Genomic DNA, 22,105 nt, shown 5'->3' with positions numbered 1-22,105 from the left:
GAGGATTGGATGGGCCCCACCAACGGCTTCACGATTGTCGGCAGGGCCGCCATCTCCGCACTAGCCTGCCTATTTGCCGCCCTGTGTTTCGTCTTGGCAGTCTGGCTGCATTCGAGCTATTCGGCGGCGGTCAAAAGCGGTGAGGATCAGGTTACCGCAACCGCCAAGATCGTCGCAGCCAATGCTGTCTGGATCAATTCACTTGCGCGTCAAACCCTTTATCGAATGGATGATGCCTTCGGGGCGGCAATTGGCCCGGACAATGGTGATCGCCTGAGGCGGCTGAACCTGGCAACGGCAGAGCTGCCAAGTGCAGCGACAGCCTATGTCCTGGCCTCCGACGGGTCGCTTATCTATTCGACCGACCGGGAGGGCACGCCGGCCGATATTGTCGATCGGACCTACTTTCAGCGGCTGGCCAACGGGGCAGAAGACTACACCTCGGCGATGACCGAGATGGCCAATACCGGAAAACGCGTCTTCCTGTCGGCTGCCCGTATCGAACGCGACCACAAGTTCCTCGGGGTTGCCGTTCTAGCCTTCGATACCGGAATGTTGCGTTCAATCTGGGACGCGTCACCGCTTGGACCCGGTTCCACTGTCAGCTTTTTTCGGCGAGATGGCAAACTGATCGCGCGCCATCCCGAACCGAAAGAAATGGTCGATCTCGGCAACTACGTGCTGTTTACGGATTATATGCGCAAGGCGACGTCCGGAACCTATAGTTCAGTCTCGCCTGTTGACCATGTTCGGCGTCTGGTGGCCTATCGCATTGTCGAGCGGACGCCATTCGTGGCGATCGCCTCCGCCGAGACTTCGCTAATCCTGAAACCCTTCTGGACGGATGTTGCGATCGTGGCGCTCATCACCGTGCTTGCCCTTGGCGCAAGTCTAGCCGCTGGATGGAAGATCCTTAGCCTGGCACGGGCCGATGCCCGTCACATGGCCCAATTGGCAGAAGCGCTGCGCACCAATCAGATCCTGATGCGTGAAATTCACCACCGCGTGAAGAACAACCTACAGACAGTCATGGCACTCGTGCGCCTGCAAGGCCTCCGGCCGGAAACGGTACAGAAGTTGAATGACCGGCTTCAGGCCATGTCCGCCGTTCACGAACAGATGTACGGCTTCGATCAGTTCAAAAGCGTCAATGCCCGCCAGCTCGTTCCGAGCCTGGCGCGCAAGCTGGTTGGGCTCAACGATCGGCCTATCGACCTGGCTTTCGAACTCGATGATATCGAGATCGATGCGGAAAAGGCGACGCCTTTTGCACTTCTGCTCAACGAATTGCTGACAAATAGCATGAAATATGCCTTCACTGATCGGCCTCAGGGGCTGATCCGCGTCCGGCTTTTGCGACAGCCAAACGATCTCGTGGTGTTCGAACTTGCCGATGACGGCATCGGATACGATCCGGCGGCGGCAAAGGCTGGCATGGGCAGCCGGCTGATCAAGGCCTTGGTCTCCGAAATGAGCGGAACCTTCACGATTGAGCGCATTAATGGCACCCTGTTCAGGGCGCAGTTGGCAGTGACGCGCTAGAGTAGGTCCGCCCGGAAGCGCCCGTTGGGCGGCAGTCGCGACGTCTGGCTGACGGTTGATGTGAAATCTCATCCGCCCTCCTTCCGCCGGCGGATGTGCCACGGGTGATCACGATCACGATGGCAAGGCGTCCTTGAACCGGACGACGGCTGCCAGTCTTCCAGTATCATCGACAATCTCGAAGGACTGCCCGTCGAGTTCCTTGCCGGACCTCAACCGCTCTGCCATGAGTTCGCGCGCATCGGCCTTGGCCTCCTCTATGGCGACCGCAAGGTTCGCGCAGTAGCTTCCCTCCTGATCCAGGATCAGATCCTCGCCGTCACGTATGTGGAAAAAATACCGCATGCTTCACCGTATCATTGTCTGCTGGGGGCCTGGCACCGCTTATGCCGGTTTGTGACTGCTTGCGCGGCTGCCGATAAGCCGTTCGAATTCCTGTTCGGGGACCCCATAGGATCCGGCGGCAAACGCCTCGAGACCGGCGCGATTGAGAATGACGACGGAGCCGCGCAGGGAGCGGATCAAACGATGCCCTTCCAGGACATGCAGGGCCGTCGTCACACCGGCGCGCCGGGCGCCGAGCATCAATGCGATATAATCATGGGTAATGGCCATCTCGTCGCTATCAAGGCGATCGTGGCACATTAGGACCCAACGGGCGAGCCGCTGTTCGAGGAGATAGCGACTGTTGGCAAGCGCGGTGTAGGCGACCTGCGTGGCAAAGACATGCATGTATTTGACGAGCGGGACCTGGAAAGTAGAACTCTTCATCGTCGCCTGCCGCATCGCCTCGATCGGCACCCGATATCCCGAACCGGCGATGTTCATTTCGACAACATAGGGAACGACATCGTCGCCGATGATGGTGGCGGTCGGCACGAAGCCTTCCCTCCCGAACATGCCGGCCTCCGCGGTCTGGCCTGTGGAAGAGACCGCCATGACCGCTCCGATCCCGCTTTCGGGAAAATAGACATAGTCGAGCTTTTCACGCGGTTTGGCGATCTGGAACTGCGAGGGAAGATCGACCCGTGCGAGATACGGTGCAAGCAGCGCAAAATCAGGTGGCTCGAGCGCGCTGAGCACGCGGTTTGATATTTGTGCTTGGCTTGGCGCCATCTCTGTCTCCCGAATGCCCATCGGGCGAGCTGCAATCGGCAGCTTGCGCCACGACAGTATCGAGTGAACTTTCGTGTGAGCTTCTGGTTCCCCAGCAACAGCATTCGCCGCCCTTGCGGCAGCAAGGTCGAGGTAGAGGCCGGCCACGCCAGCTTCTGTGCGTTAAGCCGCCTGCCGTGGGCCATCGGGCGATGCCACGGGGATTGTCGAATGTCAGCGCCGAAAAACGATCGTGCCCCGATAGCTTGGGCCTCATGCGGACAAACTATCCTCACTTAAGAAAATCATCGTCGACAGCGGCGGAAGGTCGAGTAGAAGCGATTGGCTGCGGCCATGGGCAACGATATTCTCGCTGCTGCGATCTCCACCGCTCGCCCCGGTGCCCCCGTAGATGGATGCATCGGTGTTGAGGATCTGCCGCCAATGACCCGGCAAGGGGACGCCCACCCGGTAACCGTGACGCGCAACCGGCGTGAAGTTGGAAATGACGAGGGCGACCGAACGCCGCTCGCCATCATAGCGCAGCATGGCGAGCACGGAATTCTCCGCATCGTCGGCGATCGCCCATTCAAACCCCGAGGGCTGGCTGTCGCCATGCTGCAAACAGGCGAAATAGCGGTAGATGCGGTTGAGGTCGCGCACCAGTCGCTGCAGAGCCGAATGACCCAGATCATCAAGAAGATCCCATTCCACCGAACCGTCATGGTTCCATTCCTTCGTCTGGCCGACCTCAGAGCCCATGAAGATCAGCTTCTTGCCGGGATGGCCCCACATGAAGCCAAACAGGGCTCGCATATTGGCCATCTTATGCCAGGCGTCTCCTGGCATTTTGGCAAGAATGGATCCCTTTCCGTGCACGACCTCGTCATGCGAGAACGGAAGAATGAAGTGCTCGCTGTAAGCATAGAGCATGCCGAAGGTCATCGAGCCGTGGTGATATTTGCGATAGACCGGATCGTCCGACATATAATGGAGCGTGTCGTGCATCCATCCCATATTCCATTTAAAATCGAACCCGAGCCCCCCGTCCTGCAGTGACCTGGTAATGTTCGGAAAGGCGGTCGATTCCTCGGCGATCATCAGCGCATGGGGAAAACGTTCATGGACGATGCTATTGAGATGCTTGAAGAACTCAATGGCCTCGAGGTTTTCGCGGCCGCCGTAGCGGTTCGGGATCCATTCGCCAGCCGCCCGGCTGTAGTCACGGTAAAGCATGGATGCGACGGCATCGACGCGCAATCCGTCGATATGATAATGCTCGAGCCACTCAAGGGCGCTAGCGATCAGAAAGCCTTTGACCTCGTTGCGACCGAGGTTGTAAATCAGTGTATTCCAATCCTGGTGAAAACCCTCTCGCGGGTCTTCGTGCTCATAGAGCGCCGTTCCGTCGAAACGTGCCAGCCCCCAGACATCCGTCGGGAAATGTGCCGGCACCCAGTCGAGGATGACGCCGATCCCGGCGCCATGGCAGCGGTCGACAAAATAGGCGAAATCCTCAGGCGTCCCATAGCGGCCGGTTGGGGCAAACAGGCCGAGCGGCTGGTAGCCCCATGAGCCGCCGAACGGATGCTCCATGACCGGGAGCAATTCGATATGCGTGAAGCCCATGTCACGAACATAGGGTATAAGGCGTTGCGATAGCTCGACCCAGTCGAGCATGCGCGCCCCATCGCTCATCTCGCGCAGCCACGAACCGGCGTGCACCTCGTATATGCTGACCGCCTCTACCTTTTTGTCGGTGCTGCGGCGGGCGGCCAGCCAGGCTGCATCGGTCCAGGCGAATGGATCGGCGGAGGCCACAACCGAGGCCGTCGATGGCGCCGGCTCCGCCGCCCTGGCGACCGGATCGGCCTTCTGGGCCAGCAGATTGCCGTACTGATCGAGAATCTCGAACTTGTAGCGCTCGCCAATACTCACCTGCGGAATGAAGATTTCCCAGACACCCGCCTGAGGCCGAAGCCGCATCGGATGGCGCCGGCCATCCCAACTGTTGAAATCGCCGACGACCGACACGCGCCGTGCATTTGGCGCCCAGACCCCAAAGCGCACGCCGGCAACGTCGTCGACCGTCATCGGATTGGCCCCGAGCGCACGCGTCAGATGGTAATGCGTGCCTTCGGAAATGAGGTGCAAGTCGAGGTCGCCGAGCAGTGGGCCGAACCTGTAGGGATCGTCGGTTACCTGGATCGCGTCAGGCCAGTGTACCCGCAAGCGGTAGGAGGCCGGTTCCGGCAGCACGGCGCCGAACAGGCCCGGAGGATGGGCGAGATCCGCAGCTGCGAGAAACCTGTCACTGTCGCGGGCGATTAAATCGACTCCGGAAGCCCCAGGTAAAAATATCCGGACACTCAGGCGACCATCGCCGCATTGATGGGGGCCGAGGATGGAAAATGGATCGCCATGGCGTCCCTCGGTGAGGGCCTGAATGGCATCCGGCCCCACACCGAAGAAGATGTCGCCGAGGTCTGTCGTCATGAGCGGCTCTCCGAGAGTCGGGTCAAGATATTGGTAAGGCCGTTCAGCGGTATCGGTAACCACTTGGGGCGATTGCGCGCTTCATAGGCGATTTCGTAAGCTGCCTTTTCCAAGAGGAAGACGTCGAGGATGCGTCTGACGTCAGCTTCCGAACTGGGCAGATCCGCAGAGGCTGAAAGCGCCTGTACATAGGCTTGCAAGAAAACCTGTTCAGCTTTGGCGCCAAACCGGGAAATGACCTCGCGCCGGCGTGCATCATGATGGTCGGAGATCGCATCGTTTTCGAGTTTTGCGGTCGCCGAAAGATAGTCGAGCGAGCGCAAAAGCCCGGCTACGTCCCGCAGAGGACTTGTCTTTGCCCTGCGTTCGGCAAGATTGCGCGCCGGTTCTCCCTCGAAATCGATGATGACGGCGTCGCCTTCCGTCACCAGCACCTGGCCAAGATGGAAATCGCCATGGGCGCGTGAAAGCAGCGTTCCTTTGGCTCCGTCAGCCAGTGCTCCTGCAAGCTCGATGATGGCGTCCCGTCGCTGAAGGAGAGATCCGGCCAGCCCATCCATTCCCTCGTCGATCCCCGTACCCATGTCGGCGAGCTTGGAGAAGGCGTATTCAATTTCGCCGGTGACGGATTTGCGGATGGTTTCAACGTCGGTCTCATCGGCCCGACGGGGCGAAAAGGCCTCGTCATCCGTTGGCCGGGACAGGAGCACATGCAGTTCGCCCAGCCGCTCCCCGATCATCGCGACGAAATTGACAAGCGGTCGCAACTGCTCGTCGGCCGTCTCCACGGCGACTTCCGTCATGACGATCTCGTCGGCGACACGTCTGAGGTTGGCAAGCATCCAGTTCCAAGCATCGCCCTGGTTGCGGATGGCGCCCTGGACGATGATCAGCGTCGAGCGCCGCCCGTCGCGATCGGTGCGGACGACTTCCCCTAACCAGGGCGCGGTATGGTCGTAGCCGTGCTCCGTCAGGTAGCGGGTCATCTCGACCTCCGGGTGAATGCCGACAAAGACATGTCGGATGAGCTTGATCATCGCCGCGTCGCCGACAATGAGCGAACTGTTGGATTGCTCCGCCGATAGCCAGTGGATCGGCATATCGTCTGACAGCGCCAGGCGGTCGAGCTTATCGGTCCCGATGAACTCGATCTGCCCCGTGCGCCCGCTGACGACGGACCGGTCGCGCAGGCCCAGCAGGACGCCGCGCGCCATCGTCTCGACAGCAAAACCATCCGTCAGGAAGCCGACCCGCCGACCTTGACGGATGCGAGCGAGCGATAGTTGCTGGCCGAGCACGTTGGGAGGTGTATCATCCCATTCGGCCGCAAGCGGTAGCTGATAGCTCTCCACATGATCGGGCAGCACGGCCTCAAGCTCGCCGAGAACGACGCCATCGGCGAAGGGAATAGGTGTGGCAGACACGAGCCGAGCCTCCTGAAGCGCCTGATCTTTGGCGCCGAACCAGCGCCGCTTGGACAGGTAGGCCGGCAGGATGTCGCGGCTGAGCATTGCCGCGTGCTGGGGCTGTTCGACAAGTTCGCTCAGGCTGCGTCGGATGACAACAGTAACGAAGTCGGCCAGTTGCTCGGGCGGCGCCGTGCGCCAGGCTGGGCCATCCGCCTCGCTGTTCAGCTGGAACCAGAAGAACCCGTAGGGCGGAAGCGTCAAAAGATAGGTGAGCTGCCCGATCGGCGGAAAGGGCGACATGCCGGTGAGTTCTATCGGGATGCGGCCTTCGAAAGCTGACAGATCGAGTTCGACGGCCTGGGGAAGGCGCGAGAGATTAGCAACGCAGAGGATGACCTCGTCTCCATATTCACGCAGATAGGCGAGGATCCGGCGATTGCTCGGCGTCAGGAACCGCAACGACCCACGTCCGAAGGCACTGTGACGACGCCTGAGCGCCAGCATACGCCGCGTCCAGTTCAAGAGCGAATGGGCGTCGGCGACCTGTGCCTCGACGTTCAGTGCCTCAAACCCGTAAAGGGGATCGGCAACAGGCGGCAGGACGAGGCGTGCCGGATCCGCCCGCGAGAAGCCGCCGTTGCGGTCGGGCGACCATTGCATCGGCGTGCGCACGCCATCCCTATCGCCGAGATAGATGTTGTCGCCCATGCCGATCTCGTCTCCATAATAGACGACGGGTGTACCGGACATCGACAACAAGAGCGCGTTCATCAATTCTATCCGTCGCCGGTCACGCTCCATGAGCGGCGCCAGCCGGCGACGGATGCCGAGATTGATGCGGGCCCGCTTGTCGGACGCGTAGGTCTCCCAGAGATAGTCGCGTTCGGCATCCGTCACCATTTCCAGCGTCAGCTCGTCATGGTTTCTCAGGAAGATCGCCCATTGACAGGTTTGCGGAATATCCGGCGTCTGTCGCATGATATCGGTAATTGGGAAGCGGTCCTCCTTGGCGATCGCCATATACATGCGCGGCATCAGCGGGAAATGGAACGCCATGTGGCATTCGTCCCCGTCACCGAAATATTCCCGCGTATCTTCCGGCCATTGATTGGCTTCGGCCAAGAGCATGACGCCCGGATGAGTGGCATCGAGGGCTGCGCGGATCTGTTTGAGGATCGCATGAGTTTCCGGCAGGTTCTCATTATTGGTGCCCTCCCGCTCGACCAGATAGGGAATTGCATCCAGCCGGAAACCGTCAATGCCGGTTTCGAGCCAAAAGCGCATGATATCGACGAGCTCCTCCATCACCGCCGGATTATCGAAATTGAGGTCGGGCTGATGGGAGTAGAAGCGATGCCAGTAGTAGGCGCCAGCGACGGGATCAAATGTCCAGTTCGATTTTTCCGTGTCGAGGAAGATGATACGGGTCTCGGGAAATTTGTGGTCATTGTCCGACCACACATAGAAATCACGCTCGGGACTACCAGGGCGCGCTTGGCGGGCGCGCTGAAACCAGGGATGCTGGTCGGAGGTGTGATTGATGACGAGTTCGATGATCACCCTGATATGGCGCTCGTGGGCGGCTTCGACGAACCGGCGAAAGTCATCGAGCGTACCATAGTCGGCGCTGACATTGCGGTAATCGGCAATGTCGTAGCCGTCGTCGCGGCGCGGCGAAGGAAAGAAGGGAAGAAGCCAGATGGCGTTGACACCGAGCGCTGCGATATAGTCGAGCTTCTGGTAGAGGCCTTGGAAATCGCCGATGCCGTCGCCATTGGCGTCGTAAAAGGATTTGATGTGCAGTTGATAGATGATCGCGTCCTTGTACCAGAGCGTATCGTCGGTGGTCGTCTTCCTGTCTTCTGCGAAGGCTGTATCCATTTCAGGCCTCTCCTGCCCTGACCCGCCATATGGCGAAGGGCAAATGGGCCGGGTCCAGCCTGATCGTTTGCCACTTTCCGGTGCGCTTGAAATTCTGGCCGCTGACGAGGTCTTCGAGTGCCAGCCCGCCTATATCGCTGAGGCCGAACTTCCAGAGCGGAAACTCGACGCTGCTCTCCTCGATTCCATGCGGGTTGAGAGTGACGGCAATCAGCAGGACGTTATGACGCCCGGCGTCTGCCTTCTCGAAAAACATGACGTTGCTGTTCGAAGAGGGCAAAAGCGTCAGGCCGAGATGCGAATGGAGCGCAGGATTGTCTCTGCGGATGCGGTTGAGCATGGCGATTTCCGCCTTGATGTTGCCGGGGCGGTCGTAATCCCAGGCGCGGATCTCGTATTTTTCGCTGTCGGCATATTCCTTGCGCTTGGCGTCGGGGCGTCCCTCGCAAAGCTCGAACCCGTTGTAGACGCCCCAAAGGCCAGACAGCGTAGCGGCGAGCGCGGCACGGATGACATAAGCCGGCCGCGGCGCGTTCTGCAGGAAGTCCGGGTTTATGTCGTGGGTATTGACGAAGAAATGCGGCCGGAAGAATTCGCGCACCTCGCTTGCGGTAAGCTCGCTCATATATTGTTCGAGCTCCCACCTTTCGTTGCGCCAGGTGAAATAGGTGTAGGACTGCGAGAAGCCGATCTTGGCCAGTCGGTACATGACCTTCGGGCGGGTGAAGGCCTCTGACAGAAAGACGACATCGGGGTGGCGCGCGCGAATGTCGCCGATCAGCCATTCCCAGAACGGAAAAGGCTTTGTGTGCGGATTGTCGACGCGAAACAGCCTGACACCTGCGTCGACCCACATCTCCACGATATCGCGCAATTCCACCCACAGGGCCGGGATGGCATTCTTGGCGTAGAAATCGACGTTGACGATATCCTCGTATTTCTTCGGAGGATTTTCGGCGTAACGAATGGTGCCGTCCGGACGCCAGTCGAACCAGCCGGGATGTTCGCGAAGCCACGGATGGTCGGGCGAGGCCTGGATCGCGAGATCAAGGGCGATCTCCAGCCCAACCTTTCTCGCCTCGTCGACCAAATGTTCGAAATCATCGAATTCCCCGAGCTCGGGGTGAATGGCCTCGTGGCCACCGGCTTCCGAGCCAATGGCATAGGGACTGCCCGGATCGTTGGGTGCGGCGACGAGAGAATTGTTGCGGCCCTTGCGGTTGGTGCGGCCGATCGGGTGGATCGGCGGAAAATAGAGCACGTCAAAACCCATGTCGCGAATGGCCGGCAGACGGGGGATCACGTCCTCGAATGTGCCGTGCCGGTTCGGATCGCCGCTCTGCGATCGCGGGAAGATCTCGTACCAGCTTGAAAAGCCGGCCTCACGTCGCTCCGATTCAACGCCGTAGACACCTGTGCGGCAGGAAAAGGGGCGCTGGTCGGCTCCCGCCATCAGCTCGGCAGTGCGCGGTGCCAGCAGGATGTCAAGCTTTGTGGCGCCCTCGCGGCGATCGAGTTCGCCAAGAAGCGCCTCAAGTTCGATCCGCTCCTCGGCCGCCATCGTCGCAGCCGGATCGGCCGCCGCCCCGCGTATCAACTCTTCCCCCTCGATGATTTCCAGACTGAGGTCGAGGCGGGCTTCGTGTTTCTTGACGAGCTCGTAGCGGAAGATCGCAAATGGGTTCTTCCAGGCTTCCACGCAGAACTCGAACCGGCCGACACGATCGAGAACGAAACTGCCTTTCCACCGATCGTTTTCGAAAAGGCCCATGCGCGCTTGGCGCCACTCTTCTTGTCCGCGCGGACGGAAGAGAAGCGCTGCCGACAGAAGATCGTGCCCATCGGCGAAGATATCGGCCTCCACGACCACCGTTTCGCCGATGATGCGCTTGACCGGGAAACGACCGTCATCGACTGCCGGCGCGACTTTTTCGATAGCGATGCGCGGCGAGGACGTCGCCTGGTCGAGCGGCAGGTCACCCTGCTTGGCCGTAATGGCGGCACGCGCTTGGGTCTTAATCAAACGGGCCTCGCCAGGCTTCAGGCGCAGGTCGGATGGGGCTGCATCCACGGGAACGAAGGGAGCGGCGGCCCGGTTGAGAATGGTCTCGGGAAGGAGGGCCGAGTGGCGCAGATCTCGGTTGACTGCAAGTAGCTCCACGGAGCGGGCGCTCCTGATGTCAGCCGCGTCAGCTTGCGAGATGACGGTCACATGGCTCGCAATCTCGCAATTGACAAGCTGCTTTGCCGCTTTGCCGCGGGCTGAAAGCAGATCGCGCAGCGCGCCGGTCAGATCGAAGGCGCCCTCGGCTCTTAGCCTGCGCAAGCCTTCGCCGTGCCCATATGTCGGGTCAAGCGGCAGCACTGCTCCGAATTCGAAACCCATCGGCACAAGAATACCGTCGCCGATCTCCGCGGCCAGGCGCAGGGCGCGGCGCGACCGCCGCTCGCGGATCTCTCTGCTCTCCGTGCCATGCGCAAGCCGCTTGCCGAAAGGGGGTTCGGGAAAGGCGATCTGCGGTCCGAGCAGGCGCTGCAGCCGATACTCTTCAAGCATCCAGCTTTCCCGCAGGTCCCACCATGCAAGCGAGATGAACGTGGCGTCGAGCCCGCAATCGCGCAGGCCGTTTCGAAGGGCAAAGGCAGTGCCGGGCGTATAGGCAAGAAAACTCGTTGACGCGTTTACGGCTCTCGCGGCACCGATCAGTTGCTGCCACTCGGCGATTTCCAGGACGTCGAGGCCGACAAGACGATAGCCAGCAATCCCGGCAGCGGCCAAGCGCGAAAGCCTTCCCTGCCACGCCTCGATCAGCCCGGGCGAGGTCGACGAGGGCGAGTCACGGAACGGCATCAGCGGCGATTGCCGCGGGTCGAGAGACGTGAGCGTGCGATCGCTGCCTTCGGCGCCTGCGCTGACCGCGAAGTCCAGCATCAATTTGATCCCGCGGCCGTTAGCCTCACCGGCCAGCATCGCAAGCGCTTCCTCGGCATCGCCCGAAAGGCCGAGGGCCGGATCGAGGCTGCCGTATTCCTGTGGGAAGAAGAGGCTGTCAGCCGTTCTATGAAACGGCGGGGCCGACAGCACGATATCGAAGCCAAGAAAGGTCGCGTGGTCGAAAATCTCAAGCCAGCGGTCTCTGCCCGACAGCAGAAGCGGATTGACATAGTAGATCCGCGGAGATTGAGGGAAAGCGGTCGAAGAGATTGCTGTTGTCATCACTCGGTCTGTCTCCGCGCGTCCGGTCGCATGAACAGTCTTTGAAGATTGCCGAGGTGAACCTGCAGGCGCTTTACTTGTTCCCACTCAAGGTGACAGATGGTGCAGAGAGCGGGATGGATCGGTTGCCGAGCGCCACGCATCATCGGATCCACGCGGCACGCGACCAACTGCTCGTCCCGCCTGCGACCCCTCTCCATACTGAAGTCCAGGCTCCGGTCCGACGACAGGTGGCGTTGCGGAAACCGACGATCGGCTCCATTCGGCTGAGGCAATGCGCGTCAAGGTTTCTGATGACGTTTGAAACCGGGCAGCGTCCCTTCCAGGACCAGCGGGGTCAGGATCGGCAGAGATCTGCTTCTATCGACTGGAGCCGATGATCCATGCGACGGCGGCAGTGACGGCGACGGCTGCGATCGGATTGTCCTTGACCCAGGCTCTCACCGCACCCAAGAGGCCTCCGCTGTGCGCCTTTTCGGGGGCCGGTGGCGCGCCGGCCACGGAGGTAACCGCGTGCGAAACGGGGTCGGAGGCTGGAAACGTATCCTCGAGTGCCTTGTCGAGTTCGCCCTCCTTTTCTTGCTCTTGCTTCCTTGCTTTGTCGAGTTCGTAGGCCTGGACGGCAGGGGATTTGGGTTGGTTCATGTCTTCCTCCATCTAATGGTCGCCTAACGCCGCCGAAAACTCCGAAGTTCCCAGGGGTTCCGTGCGGCGTACGGATTCCGTCTGCCGACGTCACGGTCTTTTGGCCATACAAGACCACCCGGTACCGGTGCCTGCGACGGTCGCGTAGTCCGGGAGTCCAAATCGACTGCAGCGAGCGGTGTCGGTGAGTCTCATCGCCAGACGGGCGGCGCAGGCGGTGGCGTTTGTGAGATTTCCTCGAAATCAGCCGGAATTCGGCAATCGGGACACGATCTTCATCGAAAAGGTCGACAGAGATCATATTGAGGGAGCCTCCGGCAGCCCTTCCGCAAGCCATTTGGGCAAGCGCCAGCCTGGCCAGGCGTAGAGGATGCTGGGCGTCGATCGGTCGGCTTATCAGGATGCCTGCGAGATCATAGCCGCAACGGTCATTGCCTGCATCCTTGAAGGGGCAGGGCACATCAATTCGGCTGGCGGTTGCTTTCGTGAGCTGGGCCACGAGCCGAGCTTGCGAGTTTGCGCTAGGTCCGATGCTGATGGTACTCGTGAGGGCAAATGGCATTACCGCCAGAAGAACGGGATGATCATCAGACACACTGGGCGCTGAAGCATTGGATCGGTCAACGCCAGGAGTTCAAACACGCCGCTTGAAGCACGTGGAGCCTAAGGAGACGTGCGGTTGCGACGCTCACGCGTTAATGATCGATGTTGGCCATTTCTGATAGACGCGCCTGTCCGACGAAGCTGGGAGAAGTCGCGCTGGTTCGGCATCATCGGCTGATGACCGCGGCCTATATGAACCGATGGCGCGATGTGCTCTCGCGAGAGGGCTGGCACCGGAAATGGTGTGCGGCAAAAAGGCAGACCAGCATTTCATTTATGCCCGTTCTGCGAACATGGTTAAGCGGAGCTAAATTCGGCGGGAACCGGAACGGTCGAGGGATATCGAAATGGGCGCAAGCGACGAATGTGTGAGACCATGGGAGCTGCGAAGAACACCTATTGCCGTACGGATTTCCTGCGCCATTTGAGTGTGCAGGTCACGGTTTCGATGGAGGCAGAGATGGCATCGAACGAGGAGCGCATCAGACAAAGGGCCTACGAGATATGGGAACGGGAAGGCCGGCCGCATGGCGAGGATATGAAGCACTGGCTACAGGCATTCCAGGAGATTGCGGCGAACGCGCAGACGGATAACCATGCCGTCAAGAAGCCTCGCGGCAAGAAGGCGGAAGCTACAGCTGTGGCGCAAAAGCCGAGGGCAAAGACGAAGACGGCCCCAGAGAGCGTTTCAACCACAAACCCGCCTCCTGCGCGTCAAAGAACCGCGCGAGGGGCGACAAGGCACTGAGTAAGCTATTGGCTATCGAGGCAGGTTCGACCCAACGCAAGATCGCGTCGCGGTCATCCCGCTCGGCGAAGTCACTCTTGAAGTGAGGATCTCCAGTCCACATCGCCGGGCGGGAGAGGTCGTCTCGGATGGCGCATCTTGTCGAGTTCATCCGACAGCGCAGGTAGTGATGCTCACAACGATAGTTGTCCCGGGCCGGATCCCACAGATCGTTGAGCCGGCGGCGAGAGAGATCGTAGAATCGTCTCTTGCCGATGGGAAGCACCGTGGCACCGCCTGAACACTGGAATTCCCTGCAGCAGATCGAGGTTTGGCCGAAGATATCGATATCCGAAGAAATTGAGGCGTGCGACATTCCGGTCTTGGACGGGCTTTCCACAATGCCATGGCAAGCACGGGTTTAAAACAAGAGCAGGCGGCAATCACCGCCAGTCGCGATCCCAACGATCGTCGCGCCTATATTCGCGCCATTCGCGATAGGGACGACCCCAGCCATAACCGCGATCCCAACCGTAATAGCTCGGCGGCGGCGCCCACCGATTGGGTCGGCAGAAGCCGCGTGGGCTCAAATGATAGCCGCGCCCACACGCATAATCGACCGTAAGGACATTCGGTTTGTTTGGCACGGCAACGCTGGCCACAGGCGCTGCAGTTGCCGCTCCTGAGGCTAATCCGGCCACGAGAAGGGCGATTGTGATAAGCAGTTTTCGCATCTGGATTCTCCTGATGTTGTTGGGAGATCTAGCGCGTGCTCGGGTGAACTGAGGCTGAAGACTCCGTTCACCCAAGTGACAGCTTCTGCCCTAATCGCGCTCCCACCGATCACGTCCGTAATCGCCCCGCCGATCGTTGCTGTCGGAAGGGGACGTCTGCAGATGCTCCAGCACCTGCAGAACGGCGTCTGCGCAATCCTTTGTGGAATCGCCATCGGCACACCTCAGGTCGACCCTGGTTTGGCCGCTCTCAATGTGAAACCTGGCGCCTCGCTCCCTGGGTCGCGAACGCCAACTATCGTCCGCACGCTCTTCGTTCTTGTGCGAAACGTTCGGCGGCGGTGGACTTTCCCTGCTTGATTGCGGGGCGGGGGGTGGAAGCGGCGAGGGTTCAGATGGGGCTGGGGCCTGCGCAAAGGCGCAAGTGGAAAGTAGACCAAAAGCAGCCACCGATAGTCCTATGGTTCTTCTCATGACATCACCTCACTTTGTGCGCAGGTAACGACGGGTTGTGGCGATAGTTCCTATTATGGAGCCATGACCGGCGCGCTTGGCAACAACCCAGGCGGCGCACCATCAGCACGGGGAATCCGATACTCGACCAGGTTGTGCGCCGATCACGTCGCTCTCGCCGACGGCAGCCTCCACCACGATGGCAGTGGCGCCTCTCAACCTCATCATTACCGATGCTTCGTCGGCGTTTGCCAAGGGCGGCAACGGTGGTGGCAATGGTGGGTGTAATGGCGGCGGCGGTGACGTTGGTGGTAGTAGCGGTGGCAGTGGTAACGGTGGAGGCAGCGGCGGTGATGGGGGGCAGCCACGGTAGCGGAAGTAGCGGCAACCACGGCGGCGGCAGCCAGAGCGGCGCTGGCGGGAAGGGTGGCGCACGCTCTGCGGGCAAGACTGGAAGCGGCCGTACTGACACAAGCAAAACAACGAAATCGAGCAAACAGACCGTCAGCACCAAAGATACTGCCAAAAAGAAGACCGCCGCCCGAGCGCCTGCGACAAATCCGGCAAAGAAGCCGGCGGCCGAGCTTGGCGGGCTGAACTCGTTGAAGCGTAACTATCATGCGTGGACGAATACCGCCGATCGAAAGATGGCTGCGATCTCAGCATTCGCCACTTTGAACATTCTTTACTCACCAGAGCAATTGCTTCTGGGTTTCACCAGCCACATATACGCCGCCGCGGTCCAGGAAAAGCTCAGGCCGCCGCAGCCTTCGCCTGTTGTGGGGTCAAAGTATTCGGCGAAGCCTTCGGTTTCGATGGCTGAGATGGTCGATTTGCGAAGCTGTTCAGCGAATTCGGGGCGGCCGTTGCGCTGCAGGCCGTCGATCAGCAGCCAGTTGATGATCGCCCAGGAGGGGCCGCGCCAGTAGCGTTTCGGCTCCCAGCCGGTAAAGCCCGGCTTAGTGGTCGGGAAGGCGACTTTGAGACCCCTGGACCAGACGCTCATTTCGGCGACGAGCGCATCGGTGATGGACCTTTCGAGGTCGAGCGAGAGGAGGGGGATGAAGCCCGCTTGCGTCGGTGCCTCGATATCCTGACCGGAAACGAGATCGCGCGAGACGAAGCGCGAGAGGGCGGGGCGCCATTGCGCGAGGATCGCCTTACGGGTCTTTTCGTTGAAGGCGGCAATCTCGGCCACGTCCTCCGTTCGGCCGAGCTCGCGGGCGAGCGCTTCCAGCTCTTGGCCGGCCTTCAGCAGGATTGCCGTCGTCTGGATTTCGGCGACCTTGAAGGGCGCCTTCTGCCATTGCGCCTCCGGATTCCAGCCGCAGGCAGCGTAGTTATCGACGAGGTGGATGAAGCGGCTGTAGTCCTCGTCGCGCGGTCGCATCGAGGCGTTGACGTGGCCAGTATCCTTGCGCAGCACCGGCGTATCGGTCGTCGTCGGCACGCGGGCGAGCGCGACATCCCAGGCGGGCGAGTTGTCGCTGCCGCTTTCCCAGGGATGTAGTAGAGCGACGAGACCGGTGCCTTCAGGATCGCGGGCCGCATACCACCAGCGATGCCATCTCAGCGCCGCTTCGTAGAGCGGCAGGCTGCGTGCCTTGTCGCCGGCGGCGTCGTGAAGCTTCTTCAGGGCAATCGCAAATACCGGGGGCTGGGTGATGCCGGAGGTCTGGATCGTGTGGCTGGTCCGCCAGACGTTCGGGCCGGGGAAATAGGTGTCGCTCTTCTGGTGGAAGACGATATGCGGGATCATTCCATCCGCCCACTGACCTTCTGCCAGCCGCTCCAGTTCGCGATAGGCCCGGTCAGTATCGTAAAGCGCGAATCCCATGGCGACGAAGGCGGAATCCCAGTTCCACTGGAAGGGATAGAGCCGCTCCGTCGGCACGGTGTAGCCGCCTCTATCGTTGGCAACGAGGATGCGCTTGGCTTCGGCAATATGCACGTTCATTTCATATGCTCCGGTATCTCAGGCCCCTGCGGCCGGAAAGGCCTTGCCGCTTTCGGGCGAAAGCCAGGTGATGCGTTTGCTATCGAGTTTGAGGCCGATCGTATCGCCGCTTCTGACGGTTTCCGAAGCCGAGAGGATGACACGCACTGGCTGCTCGTGGATCGAGCCGGTCAGGAGCAGATGCGAGCCCATCGGCTCGGCGACCCGCACTTTCATCTCCAGACCCTGTGGCAGTGGCGCGAGCTCGACCGCCTCGCCACGCAGGCCGAGAATGATCTCGCCGCCGGATTGAGCGGGGGTGGCGAGCCGTTCGCTGCCTGCGCAAACCTGGCCGTTTGAGACCGGCATCCTTATGAAATTCATCGGCGGATTGCCGATAAAACCGCCAACGAAGCGTGTGGCGGGATGATTGTAGACGTCGATCGGCGTGCCAACCTGCTCGACGATGCCGCCGTGCATGACGGCAATGCGGTCCGAGAGGCCCATCGCCTCCGTCTGGTCATGGGTGACGTAGATCGTTGTGGTTCCAGACGACTGCAGCACGGTCTTAAGTTCCGTGCGCATTTCCAGACGCAGCAGAGCGTCGAGATTGGAAAGCGGCTCGTCCATCAGCAAGACCTCAACTTGCCCCACGCCCGCAGGATCCGGCCACGTTCGACAGGGACCCTGTCACGCCAATCGACAAAGGCGTTCTTCGCAGCTTCGACGGCGGCATCGGCATCTTCGATCGAGCAGGCTGCGACACCGATGAGGTGCTCGCCGGTTGCTGGGTCGGTGACGTTGAGCGTCTTTGTGCGCGCAGCCCATGTGCCATCAAGAAAGGCACGGTGCTCGATGAAATCGGGTCGTTGCAGGTTCTTCAGCGCAGTGCTGGCGATGCCTTCCATACGGGGCTCCAAGTGGGGTTTACAAGGAGACTAACCGCGCGCAATGATCGATTAACTGCATTGATTTGTGTCAATCTGCAGGAATCGGGCTTTATTTGAAAACCTGCGCAGGATTTCTGCGTGACCACCCTCGACAGAGCTGATCGCGCGCTGCTTGACGCCGTCCAGAAGAATAATCGTCTGACCTCTGAAGAGCTGGCACAAATCGTCAATCTCTCACCAACTGCCTGTCAGCGACGGCTGAGGCGGTTGCGTGAGGAAGGGGTAATCGAGGCAGACGTGTCGATCGTTTCGCCCAAGGCTGTAGGGCGCGGCATCATCATGATCGTTCTTGTCTCTCTGGAGCGCGAACGGGCAGATATCGTTGACCGGTTCAAAGCGGCGATCCGCTCTACCAAGGAGGTGATGATCGGCTACTACGTGACGGGCGACGCCGATTTCATCCTGGTTGTTACAGCGAAGGACATGGAGGACTATGAAGCCTTCACGCGTCGGTTCTTCTATGAGAACCATGATATCAAAGGCTTCAAAACCATGGTCGTGATGGATCGAGTTAAAGCGGGCTTCGTCTTTCCGATAGAACATTGATTCTGCGTGAGATGTCTTTTGCGGCTGCCGTCGCCGAGTGGGTGGCTAAGTTTGGCCTGAACTTTGCTTTTCAACTTCGGCGCAGATCACGCGGCAATTTCGCTGATAACTGGCATCTCGACGAAAAGGTCATCTCGATGAAGGGTAAAAAATATTGGCTTTGGCGTGCGGTAGATACCGAAGGCTACATTCTCGATGCCTTGCTGCAAAGCCGCAGAAACAAAGGGCGGCACTTCGGCTGATGCGCACGGTTAATCAATGGCCGGCAGTCGAGTGCTTTGCGATCTCCAAGTCGCTGGTGCGTCTGGATCGAAGTCAATCCGCCGTTCTCGATGATGAAGTCAATGATGTATTCGAGGCCTTTTCCGCGCAAGGGATCCGTGAATGCGAACGGCCTTGACCCTCGCATACGGGCGGCGTCGATCCGCATCACCTCCAGATCAACGTTGACATAAAGGGCTAGCTCGGACTTGCTGATGATCAGGAAATCAGACTTCGTGATGCCCGGGCCGCCCTTGCGGGGAATTTCCTCGCCCTGACACACCGAGATGACGTAGAGGGTCAAAAATCGGCAAGATCGGGCGAAAAGGTAGCTGCGAGAGAGGACGATGTAAACGTCTCTAGTGATAACTAAAATTCGTAGAAGGATGAGATATTTCGTATTCGCTCAAGAGCCGAATGGCTTGTCCGATGGCCGTTTCAGCGGTTTCCGAGATTTCCTGAGCAATGGCGTCCGCGTTTTGAAGTAACTCTGCTGCTAACACGTCCATCTCTTTCCAAAGCGGATCTTGTTGAAGCTTAGCGACTCCAGCAGAGTATTGCAGCATCGATGCGAGCGCACGCATGACCGCCTCCCGCCGTTCAGCGCTCATACTCGCTAAGGTCGATCTGGACATGGTGCCCTCCTGGAAAAGGCTGTCCGAAAGATGACCGAGAAGTGGCGACAACCATTCTCCGGATGAGCTTCTCAAGCAGGTAGGGCGTTCGCTGTCTGTTGCAAGCCTTTCAATTCAATATCTTGCTGCCCGTCATCGGCTGGAAAATAAAAGGAACCCGCCACGGGGTGAGCGGCGAGCTCCAAGAAGCTCAGATGCCGGAACAGGTACCAAACGGACCAAGCCGCAGAGTAAGTCCACACTCGCCTTACATAAGCGAGTCAATTCGGCTGATCCTCCACCGTATCATCATTACATCCTAGCGCAGTTTGCAGCGTTTTGGCCTGCTGCCGGTTTCATGGACACCGAGATAAGGTGTTTCCGATGAAACTGGAGCGCATGAAGGCAACGAAGGAAGTTCAGCCGCGAGTACAAGCTTGAGGCGGTGAAGTTGGTGCGAGAGCGTGGGGTCAGCGTTGCGCCGGCATCCCGCGATCTGGATGTTCACGAGAATGTCTTGCGCAAGTGGGTAAGGCAATAGGGTGCCGACCCTGTGCAGGCTTTTCCTGGCCACGGGCAGATGAAGCCCGAGCAGCTTGAGATCGAGAGGCTTCGGAAAGAAGTCGCCAAGCTGAAGGCGGAGCGCGACATCTTAAAAAAGGCCGCCGCCTACTTTGCGAAGGACGTGATATGAAGTTCGCGTTATTGCAACGCACCGCCGCCACGATCACTTGATCCGGCGCAACAGCGGATAGTCCGGCGCATCGTAAAGCGCGCGGATATGGTTGTAGTCGAAACGCGCTTCATCTACTTCCGGCAGCGAACCTCGTTGCTGTATGTCCGCCATGTCTTCGACCGCGAAACGCAAGGCCTCGGCGGCTGTTTCGAAACGCCGGTAGCGAGGTCCCCTGCTTCCCCGTATCGCTTTGCCGGCATAAAGTCCTGCACCGCATGTGTAATCAAACCGGGTCAACTGGTTGTTCTCCGGATTTCGGAAGGGGAAGCGTGAACGCGTGCAGCTTCTCTGACAATGCGCTCCGTGTCTCGCAGCTCGCGCTTTCGAAGCGTCATCCCCTTTCGCAGTTTCATGAGCTTCTCGGCATTTGAGCCGGCTGCGACGCTAGGCGCCCGAAAACAGCTTGTCTGCCGATTGGCGGGGGCATGTAATTCATCATCGGGTCCTGCAATAGTAAGCGCGGTGGCGCGCCCTTTGGCGGTGACATTGGCGGGGCTCTTGATTTTTAATTTTTTGGAGAAACTTACCGTGTTGCCGGCCATAGGGATGATCTGCGAGCCAGATGGCGCGGGTGCTCCCGCTGCCGTCTTGTCTTTCTTCGGCTTGCGGATCTCTCGGTTGCTGCGCATTTGGCCATGGGTTTGTGCTCTGTCGCTTAGATAATTTATGGCGCTGCCTCATTGGTCTGAGCCGGGTCAGCGTATGTCAGGCGGCCGTCGCTAAAGTGGGAGGAGCGTTGTTCTGACGCACACACGGCCGTTCCAATCCGAGCCGAATTCGGGAAATGGCCTAAAGTCCGCCCAAGACAGCTTTTGCTGAACGCCGCGGCTAGCGGTGCCTGCCGGAGGCGGGCCCATGGCGATCGCGCTGGGGTTTCTCCGAACACCATCAAGAAGCATCTGTCTGCGATCTTCGCGAAGATGAGTGTCAGCCGCCGAGCGGGTCTCATCCGCCTCGTCATGGCTGCCGCCCTTAATCCGAACGTCGAACCAAGGGGCTTCACGCTGCGTTATATCAGAGACGTTACCGGCCAAGCATAGGTGCCAACAGCGTCCTCGCAAGCGACGCAGATACGCCTCTTGCCTGACAAGCGCGCCGGTTAGATCGGATGCCGTCTTTTCGATTCAGGCAAAGGCTTTTGCTCTGGCGAGGAAGTGCCCAGCTCAACAATCAAGTTTTTGTATCGCAGCTTCTGAAGCGGTGCATCCAGCCTGAGGATGAGCCCAGTCGGGACGTAGTCGAGAGAGACCTCGCCGAAGGCGGACAGGCTGGAGCTGACGAGCCTAGTGCCGAACCCCTTCTTGTTGGGAGTCTCCACCGCGGGACCCCCAACCTCTTGCCAAATGAAGCTCAGGCGCTCGTCGCCGGCCGCGTGGCGCACGGACCATTCTATTTTGACCGTCCCGGTATCTACGGATAGTGCCCCATACTTGTGGGCGTTGATGGCAAGTTCGTGCAGCACGAGGGAGAAGCACAGGGCGGCCTGTGGACCCAATTCTACCACGGGGCCGCTGGCTCTGATGCGCCCTGACGTCTCAAGTCCAAGATTGACTGCGGTGGCCTCGACAATCGTCGCCATTGTCGTACCCAACCAATTCTCCTGCAGCAGAATGTCGTGGGCTTTCGCATAAGCGTTGATCCGTGCCGAAATCGCCTGTTCCGCCTCCTCAAGCGAGTTGGCGTTTCGGAAAGACTGGCTGGTGATAGCCTGAACGACTGTCAGCGTATTCTTCATGCGGTGGGAGAGTTCATGCATCAGCACATGCTGTCGCTCCTCGTTTTTTCTCTGCTCGGTGTGATCTCTCAAAATCTTTACAAAGCCCTCGACTTCATCGTCATCCGACGTCAAAGCCATCATCTGACCCGACGCCCAGAACCGGGAGCCGTCCTTACGAACGTGCCAGCGCTCGTCGTTGCCATGGCCTTGCGCTAAAGCAGCGGCCATCTCCCGATGGACAATCCCTGCCTGCAGGTCTTCTTGCGTGAAAATTACCGCTGCGGATTTGCCGATAATCTCGGCCTCCTCCCATCCTAGGATCCGTCGCGCCCCCTCATTCCAGTTGGTTACCAAGCCATCGAGATCCATAGAGATGATCGCATATTCGATAGCGCTCTGGAGGATGGCCTCGAGAAAGCGCTCTCGGGAGCGACTGGAGGTGGAAAAGAGTTTCATAATTATATGGTGCGCCTGATCCTGCAGCGCTGCAAGGCTGGAAGCCCTCATTCTAATTTTGTAGCGGACGCCGGGACACATTTCGGT

At 59.6% G+C, this 22,105-nt stretch carries 16 protein-coding genes and 5 pseudogenes; 6 read left to right on the top strand and 15 right to left on the bottom strand.

All coding sequences use genetic code 11. The annotated features are described in order from the left end of the window. The first annotated feature begins 9 nt into the window (after positions 1 to 9). Complete coding sequence (locus FHX15_RS26235; protein WP_184401284.1) at positions 10 to 1,542, top strand: sensor histidine kinase; 1,533 nt, start codon at positions 10 to 12, stop codon at positions 1,540 to 1,542. A 114-nt stretch (positions 1,543 to 1,656) separates the two neighbouring features. Here the strand turns inward: FHX15_RS26235 and FHX15_RS26230 are convergent, their stop codons facing one another. From FHX15_RS26230 to FHX15_RS26205, 6 genes are all read right to left on the bottom strand, one after another. Next, positions 1,657 to 1,887, bottom strand: coding sequence for a DUF6894 family protein (locus FHX15_RS26230; RefSeq protein WP_184401283.1), 231 nt, complete (start codon positions 1,885 to 1,887; stop codon positions 1,657 to 1,659). A gap of 39 nt (positions 1,888 to 1,926) precedes the next feature. Continuing rightward, on the bottom strand, positions 1,927 to 2,658 hold the full coding sequence (locus FHX15_RS26225; RefSeq protein ID WP_184401282.1) for a Crp/Fnr family transcriptional regulator: 732 nt from the start codon (positions 2,656 to 2,658) through the stop codon (positions 1,927 to 1,929). Between the two features lie 252 nt (positions 2,659 to 2,910). Beyond that, positions 2,911 to 5,133 (bottom strand): 1,4-alpha-glucan branching protein GlgB, encoded by a 2,223-nt coding sequence (gene glgB, locus FHX15_RS26220; RefSeq protein WP_184401281.1) that lies wholly within the window; start codon positions 5,131 to 5,133, stop codon positions 2,911 to 2,913. Next, positions 5,130 to 8,423, bottom strand: coding sequence for a maltose alpha-D-glucosyltransferase (gene treS / locus FHX15_RS26215; RefSeq protein ID WP_184401280.1), 3,294 nt, complete (start codon positions 8,421 to 8,423; stop codon positions 5,130 to 5,132). Before treS ends, glgB begins: the two co-directional genes overlap by 4 nt. Position 8,424: 1 nt before the next feature. After that, positions 8,425 to 11,640, bottom strand: a complete 3,216-nt coding sequence (locus tag FHX15_RS26210) for a maltotransferase domain-containing protein (protein ID WP_184401279.1) — start codon at positions 11,638 to 11,640, stop codon at positions 8,425 to 8,427. A gap of 360 nt (positions 11,641 to 12,000) precedes the next feature. Beyond that, positions 12,001 to 12,285 carry a hypothetical protein gene (locus FHX15_RS26205; RefSeq protein ID WP_184401278.1) on the bottom strand — a complete coding sequence of 95 codons (285 nt, stop codon included), beginning with the start codon at positions 12,283 to 12,285 and terminating at the stop codon, positions 12,001 to 12,003. A gap of 373 nt (positions 12,286 to 12,658) precedes the next feature. Here FHX15_RS26205 and repC point away from each other — a divergent pair. Both repC and FHX15_RS26195 read left to right on the top strand, forming a co-directional pair. Then, positions 12,659 to 12,869: pseudogene (repC, locus tag FHX15_RS26200) on the top strand (replication initiation protein RepC); the annotation flags it as partial. Between the two features lie 395 nt (positions 12,870 to 13,264). Continuing rightward, the gene (locus FHX15_RS26195; protein WP_312861912.1) at positions 13,265 to 13,636 is read left to right on the top strand and encodes a DUF2934 domain-containing protein; all 372 of its coding nucleotides are present in this window, start codon (positions 13,265 to 13,267) and stop codon (positions 13,634 to 13,636) included. 422 nt (positions 13,637 to 14,058) lie between these two features. On the opposite strand, the gene FHX15_RS26190 is transcribed toward FHX15_RS26195, so the two are convergent. The 4 genes and pseudogenes from FHX15_RS26190 to FHX15_RS26175 all read right to left on the bottom strand — a co-directional run bounded on the left by FHX15_RS26190 (position 14,059) and on the right by FHX15_RS26175 (position 17,646). Continuing rightward, the gene (locus tag FHX15_RS26190) at positions 14,059 to 14,349 is read right to left on the bottom strand and encodes a GCG_CRPN prefix-to-repeats domain-containing protein (protein WP_184401277.1); all 291 of its coding nucleotides are present in this window, start codon (positions 14,347 to 14,349) and stop codon (positions 14,059 to 14,061) included. Positions 14,350 to 15,487: 1,138 nt separating this feature from the next. Next, entirely contained in the window at positions 15,488 to 16,759 is a 1,272-nt protein-coding gene (locus FHX15_RS26185) for an amylo-alpha-1,6-glucosidase (protein WP_184401276.1), read from the bottom strand. Between the two features lie 18 nt (positions 16,760 to 16,777). After that, positions 16,778 to 17,380, bottom strand: a pseudogene (locus tag FHX15_RS26180) (ABC transporter ATP-binding protein); the annotation flags it as partial. Continuing rightward, complete coding sequence (locus FHX15_RS26175; RefSeq protein WP_184401275.1) at positions 17,368 to 17,646, bottom strand: aldehyde dehydrogenase family protein; 279 nt, start codon at positions 17,644 to 17,646, stop codon at positions 17,368 to 17,370. The gene FHX15_RS26175 and the pseudogene FHX15_RS26180, both read right to left, overlap by 13 nt. Positions 17,647 to 17,766: 120 nt before the next feature. Here FHX15_RS26175 and FHX15_RS26170 point away from each other — a divergent pair, with 120 nt between their 5' ends. Together FHX15_RS26170 and FHX15_RS26165 are read left to right on the top strand one after the other, a co-directional pair. Next, complete coding sequence (locus FHX15_RS26170; protein ID WP_184401274.1) at positions 17,767 to 18,234, top strand: Lrp/AsnC family transcriptional regulator; 468 nt, start codon at positions 17,767 to 17,769, stop codon at positions 18,232 to 18,234. 29 nt (positions 18,235 to 18,263) lie between these two features. Next, positions 18,264 to 18,481 (top strand): annotated as a pseudogene (locus tag FHX15_RS26165) (DDE-type integrase/transposase/recombinase); the annotation flags it as partial. 69 nt (positions 18,482 to 18,550) lie between these two features. Here the strand turns inward: FHX15_RS26165 and FHX15_RS26160 are convergent. Together FHX15_RS26160 and FHX15_RS26155 are read right to left on the bottom strand one after the other, a co-directional pair. Beyond that, positions 18,551 to 18,837, bottom strand: a pseudogene (locus tag FHX15_RS26160) (GTP-binding protein); the annotation flags it as partial. A 17-nt stretch (positions 18,838 to 18,854) separates the two neighbouring features. Further along, on the bottom strand, positions 18,855 to 19,130 hold the full coding sequence (locus FHX15_RS26155) for a hypothetical protein (protein WP_184401273.1): 276 nt from the start codon (positions 19,128 to 19,130) through the stop codon (positions 18,855 to 18,857). A gap of 424 nt (positions 19,131 to 19,554) precedes the next feature. Here FHX15_RS26155 and FHX15_RS26150 point away from each other — a divergent pair. After that, a pseudogene (locus FHX15_RS26150) lies at positions 19,555 to 19,823 on the top strand (transposase); the annotation flags it as partial. Positions 19,824 to 19,836: 13 nt separating this feature from the next. Here FHX15_RS26150 and FHX15_RS26145 read toward each other — a convergent pair. The 3 genes from FHX15_RS26145 to FHX15_RS26135 form a co-directional block, all read right to left on the bottom strand. Beyond that, positions 19,837 to 20,082, bottom strand: a complete 246-nt coding sequence (locus tag FHX15_RS26145; RefSeq protein WP_184401272.1) for a hypothetical protein — start codon at positions 20,080 to 20,082, stop codon at positions 19,837 to 19,839. Next, positions 20,079 to 20,474 carry a hypothetical protein gene (locus tag FHX15_RS26140; protein ID WP_184401404.1) on the bottom strand — a complete coding sequence of 132 codons (396 nt, stop codon included), beginning with the start codon at positions 20,472 to 20,474 and terminating at the stop codon, positions 20,079 to 20,081. Before FHX15_RS26140 ends, FHX15_RS26145 begins: the two co-directional genes overlap by 4 nt. A gap of 470 nt (positions 20,475 to 20,944) precedes the next feature. Then, complete coding sequence (locus FHX15_RS26135; protein ID WP_184401389.1) at positions 20,945 to 22,024, bottom strand: sensor histidine kinase; 1,080 nt, start codon at positions 22,022 to 22,024, stop codon at positions 20,945 to 20,947. Positions 22,025 to 22,105 lie beyond the last annotated feature (81 nt).

The sequence above is a fragment of the Rhizobium sp. BK650 genome, from assembly GCF_014195325.1.
Classification (GTDB): domain Bacteria; phylum Pseudomonadota; class Alphaproteobacteria; order Rhizobiales; family Rhizobiaceae; genus Rhizobium.
The sequence above is the reverse complement of the archived record's forward strand: the minus strand, read 5'-3'. Positions and strand labels throughout refer to the sequence as shown.

Coding starts and splice junctions, on each gene's coding strand:
- FHX15_RS26235 (WP_184401284.1), top strand. CDS start 10: ATGGGCCCCACCAACGGCTTCACGATTGTCGGCAGGGCCGCCATCTCC.
- FHX15_RS26230 (WP_184401283.1), bottom strand. CDS start 1,887: ATGCGGTATTTTTTCCACATACGTGACGGCGAGGATCTGATCCTGGAT.
- FHX15_RS26225 (WP_184401282.1), bottom strand. CDS start 2,658: ATGGCGCCAAGCCAAGCACAAATATCAAACCGCGTGCTCAGCGCGCTC.
- glgB (WP_184401281.1), bottom strand. CDS start 5,133: ATGACGACAGACCTCGGCGACATCTTCTTCGGTGTGGGGCCGGATGCC.
- treS (WP_184401280.1), bottom strand. CDS start 8,423: ATGGATACAGCCTTCGCAGAAGACAGGAAGACGACCACCGACGATACG.
- FHX15_RS26210 (WP_184401279.1), bottom strand. CDS start 11,640: ATGACAACAGCAATCTCTTCGACCGCTTTCCCTCAATCTCCGCGGATC.
- FHX15_RS26205 (WP_184401278.1), bottom strand. CDS start 12,285: ATGAACCAACCCAAATCCCCTGCCGTCCAGGCCTACGAACTCGACAAA.
- FHX15_RS26195 (WP_312861912.1), top strand. CDS start 13,265: ATGGGAGCTGCGAAGAACACCTATTGCCGTACGGATTTCCTGCGCCAT.
- FHX15_RS26190 (WP_184401277.1), bottom strand. CDS start 14,349: ATGCGAAAACTGCTTATCACAATCGCCCTTCTCGTGGCCGGATTAGCC.
- FHX15_RS26185 (WP_184401276.1), bottom strand. CDS start 16,759: ATGAACGTGCATATTGCCGAAGCCAAGCGCATCCTCGTTGCCAACGAT.
- FHX15_RS26175 (WP_184401275.1), bottom strand. CDS start 17,646: ATGGAAGGCATCGCCAGCACTGCGCTGAAGAACCTGCAACGACCCGAT.
- FHX15_RS26155 (WP_184401273.1), bottom strand. CDS start 19,130: ATGTCCAGATCGACCTTAGCGAGTATGAGCGCTGAACGGCGGGAGGCG.
- FHX15_RS26140 (WP_184401404.1), bottom strand. CDS start 20,474: ATGCGCAGCAACCGAGAGATCCGCAAGCCGAAGAAAGACAAGACGGCA.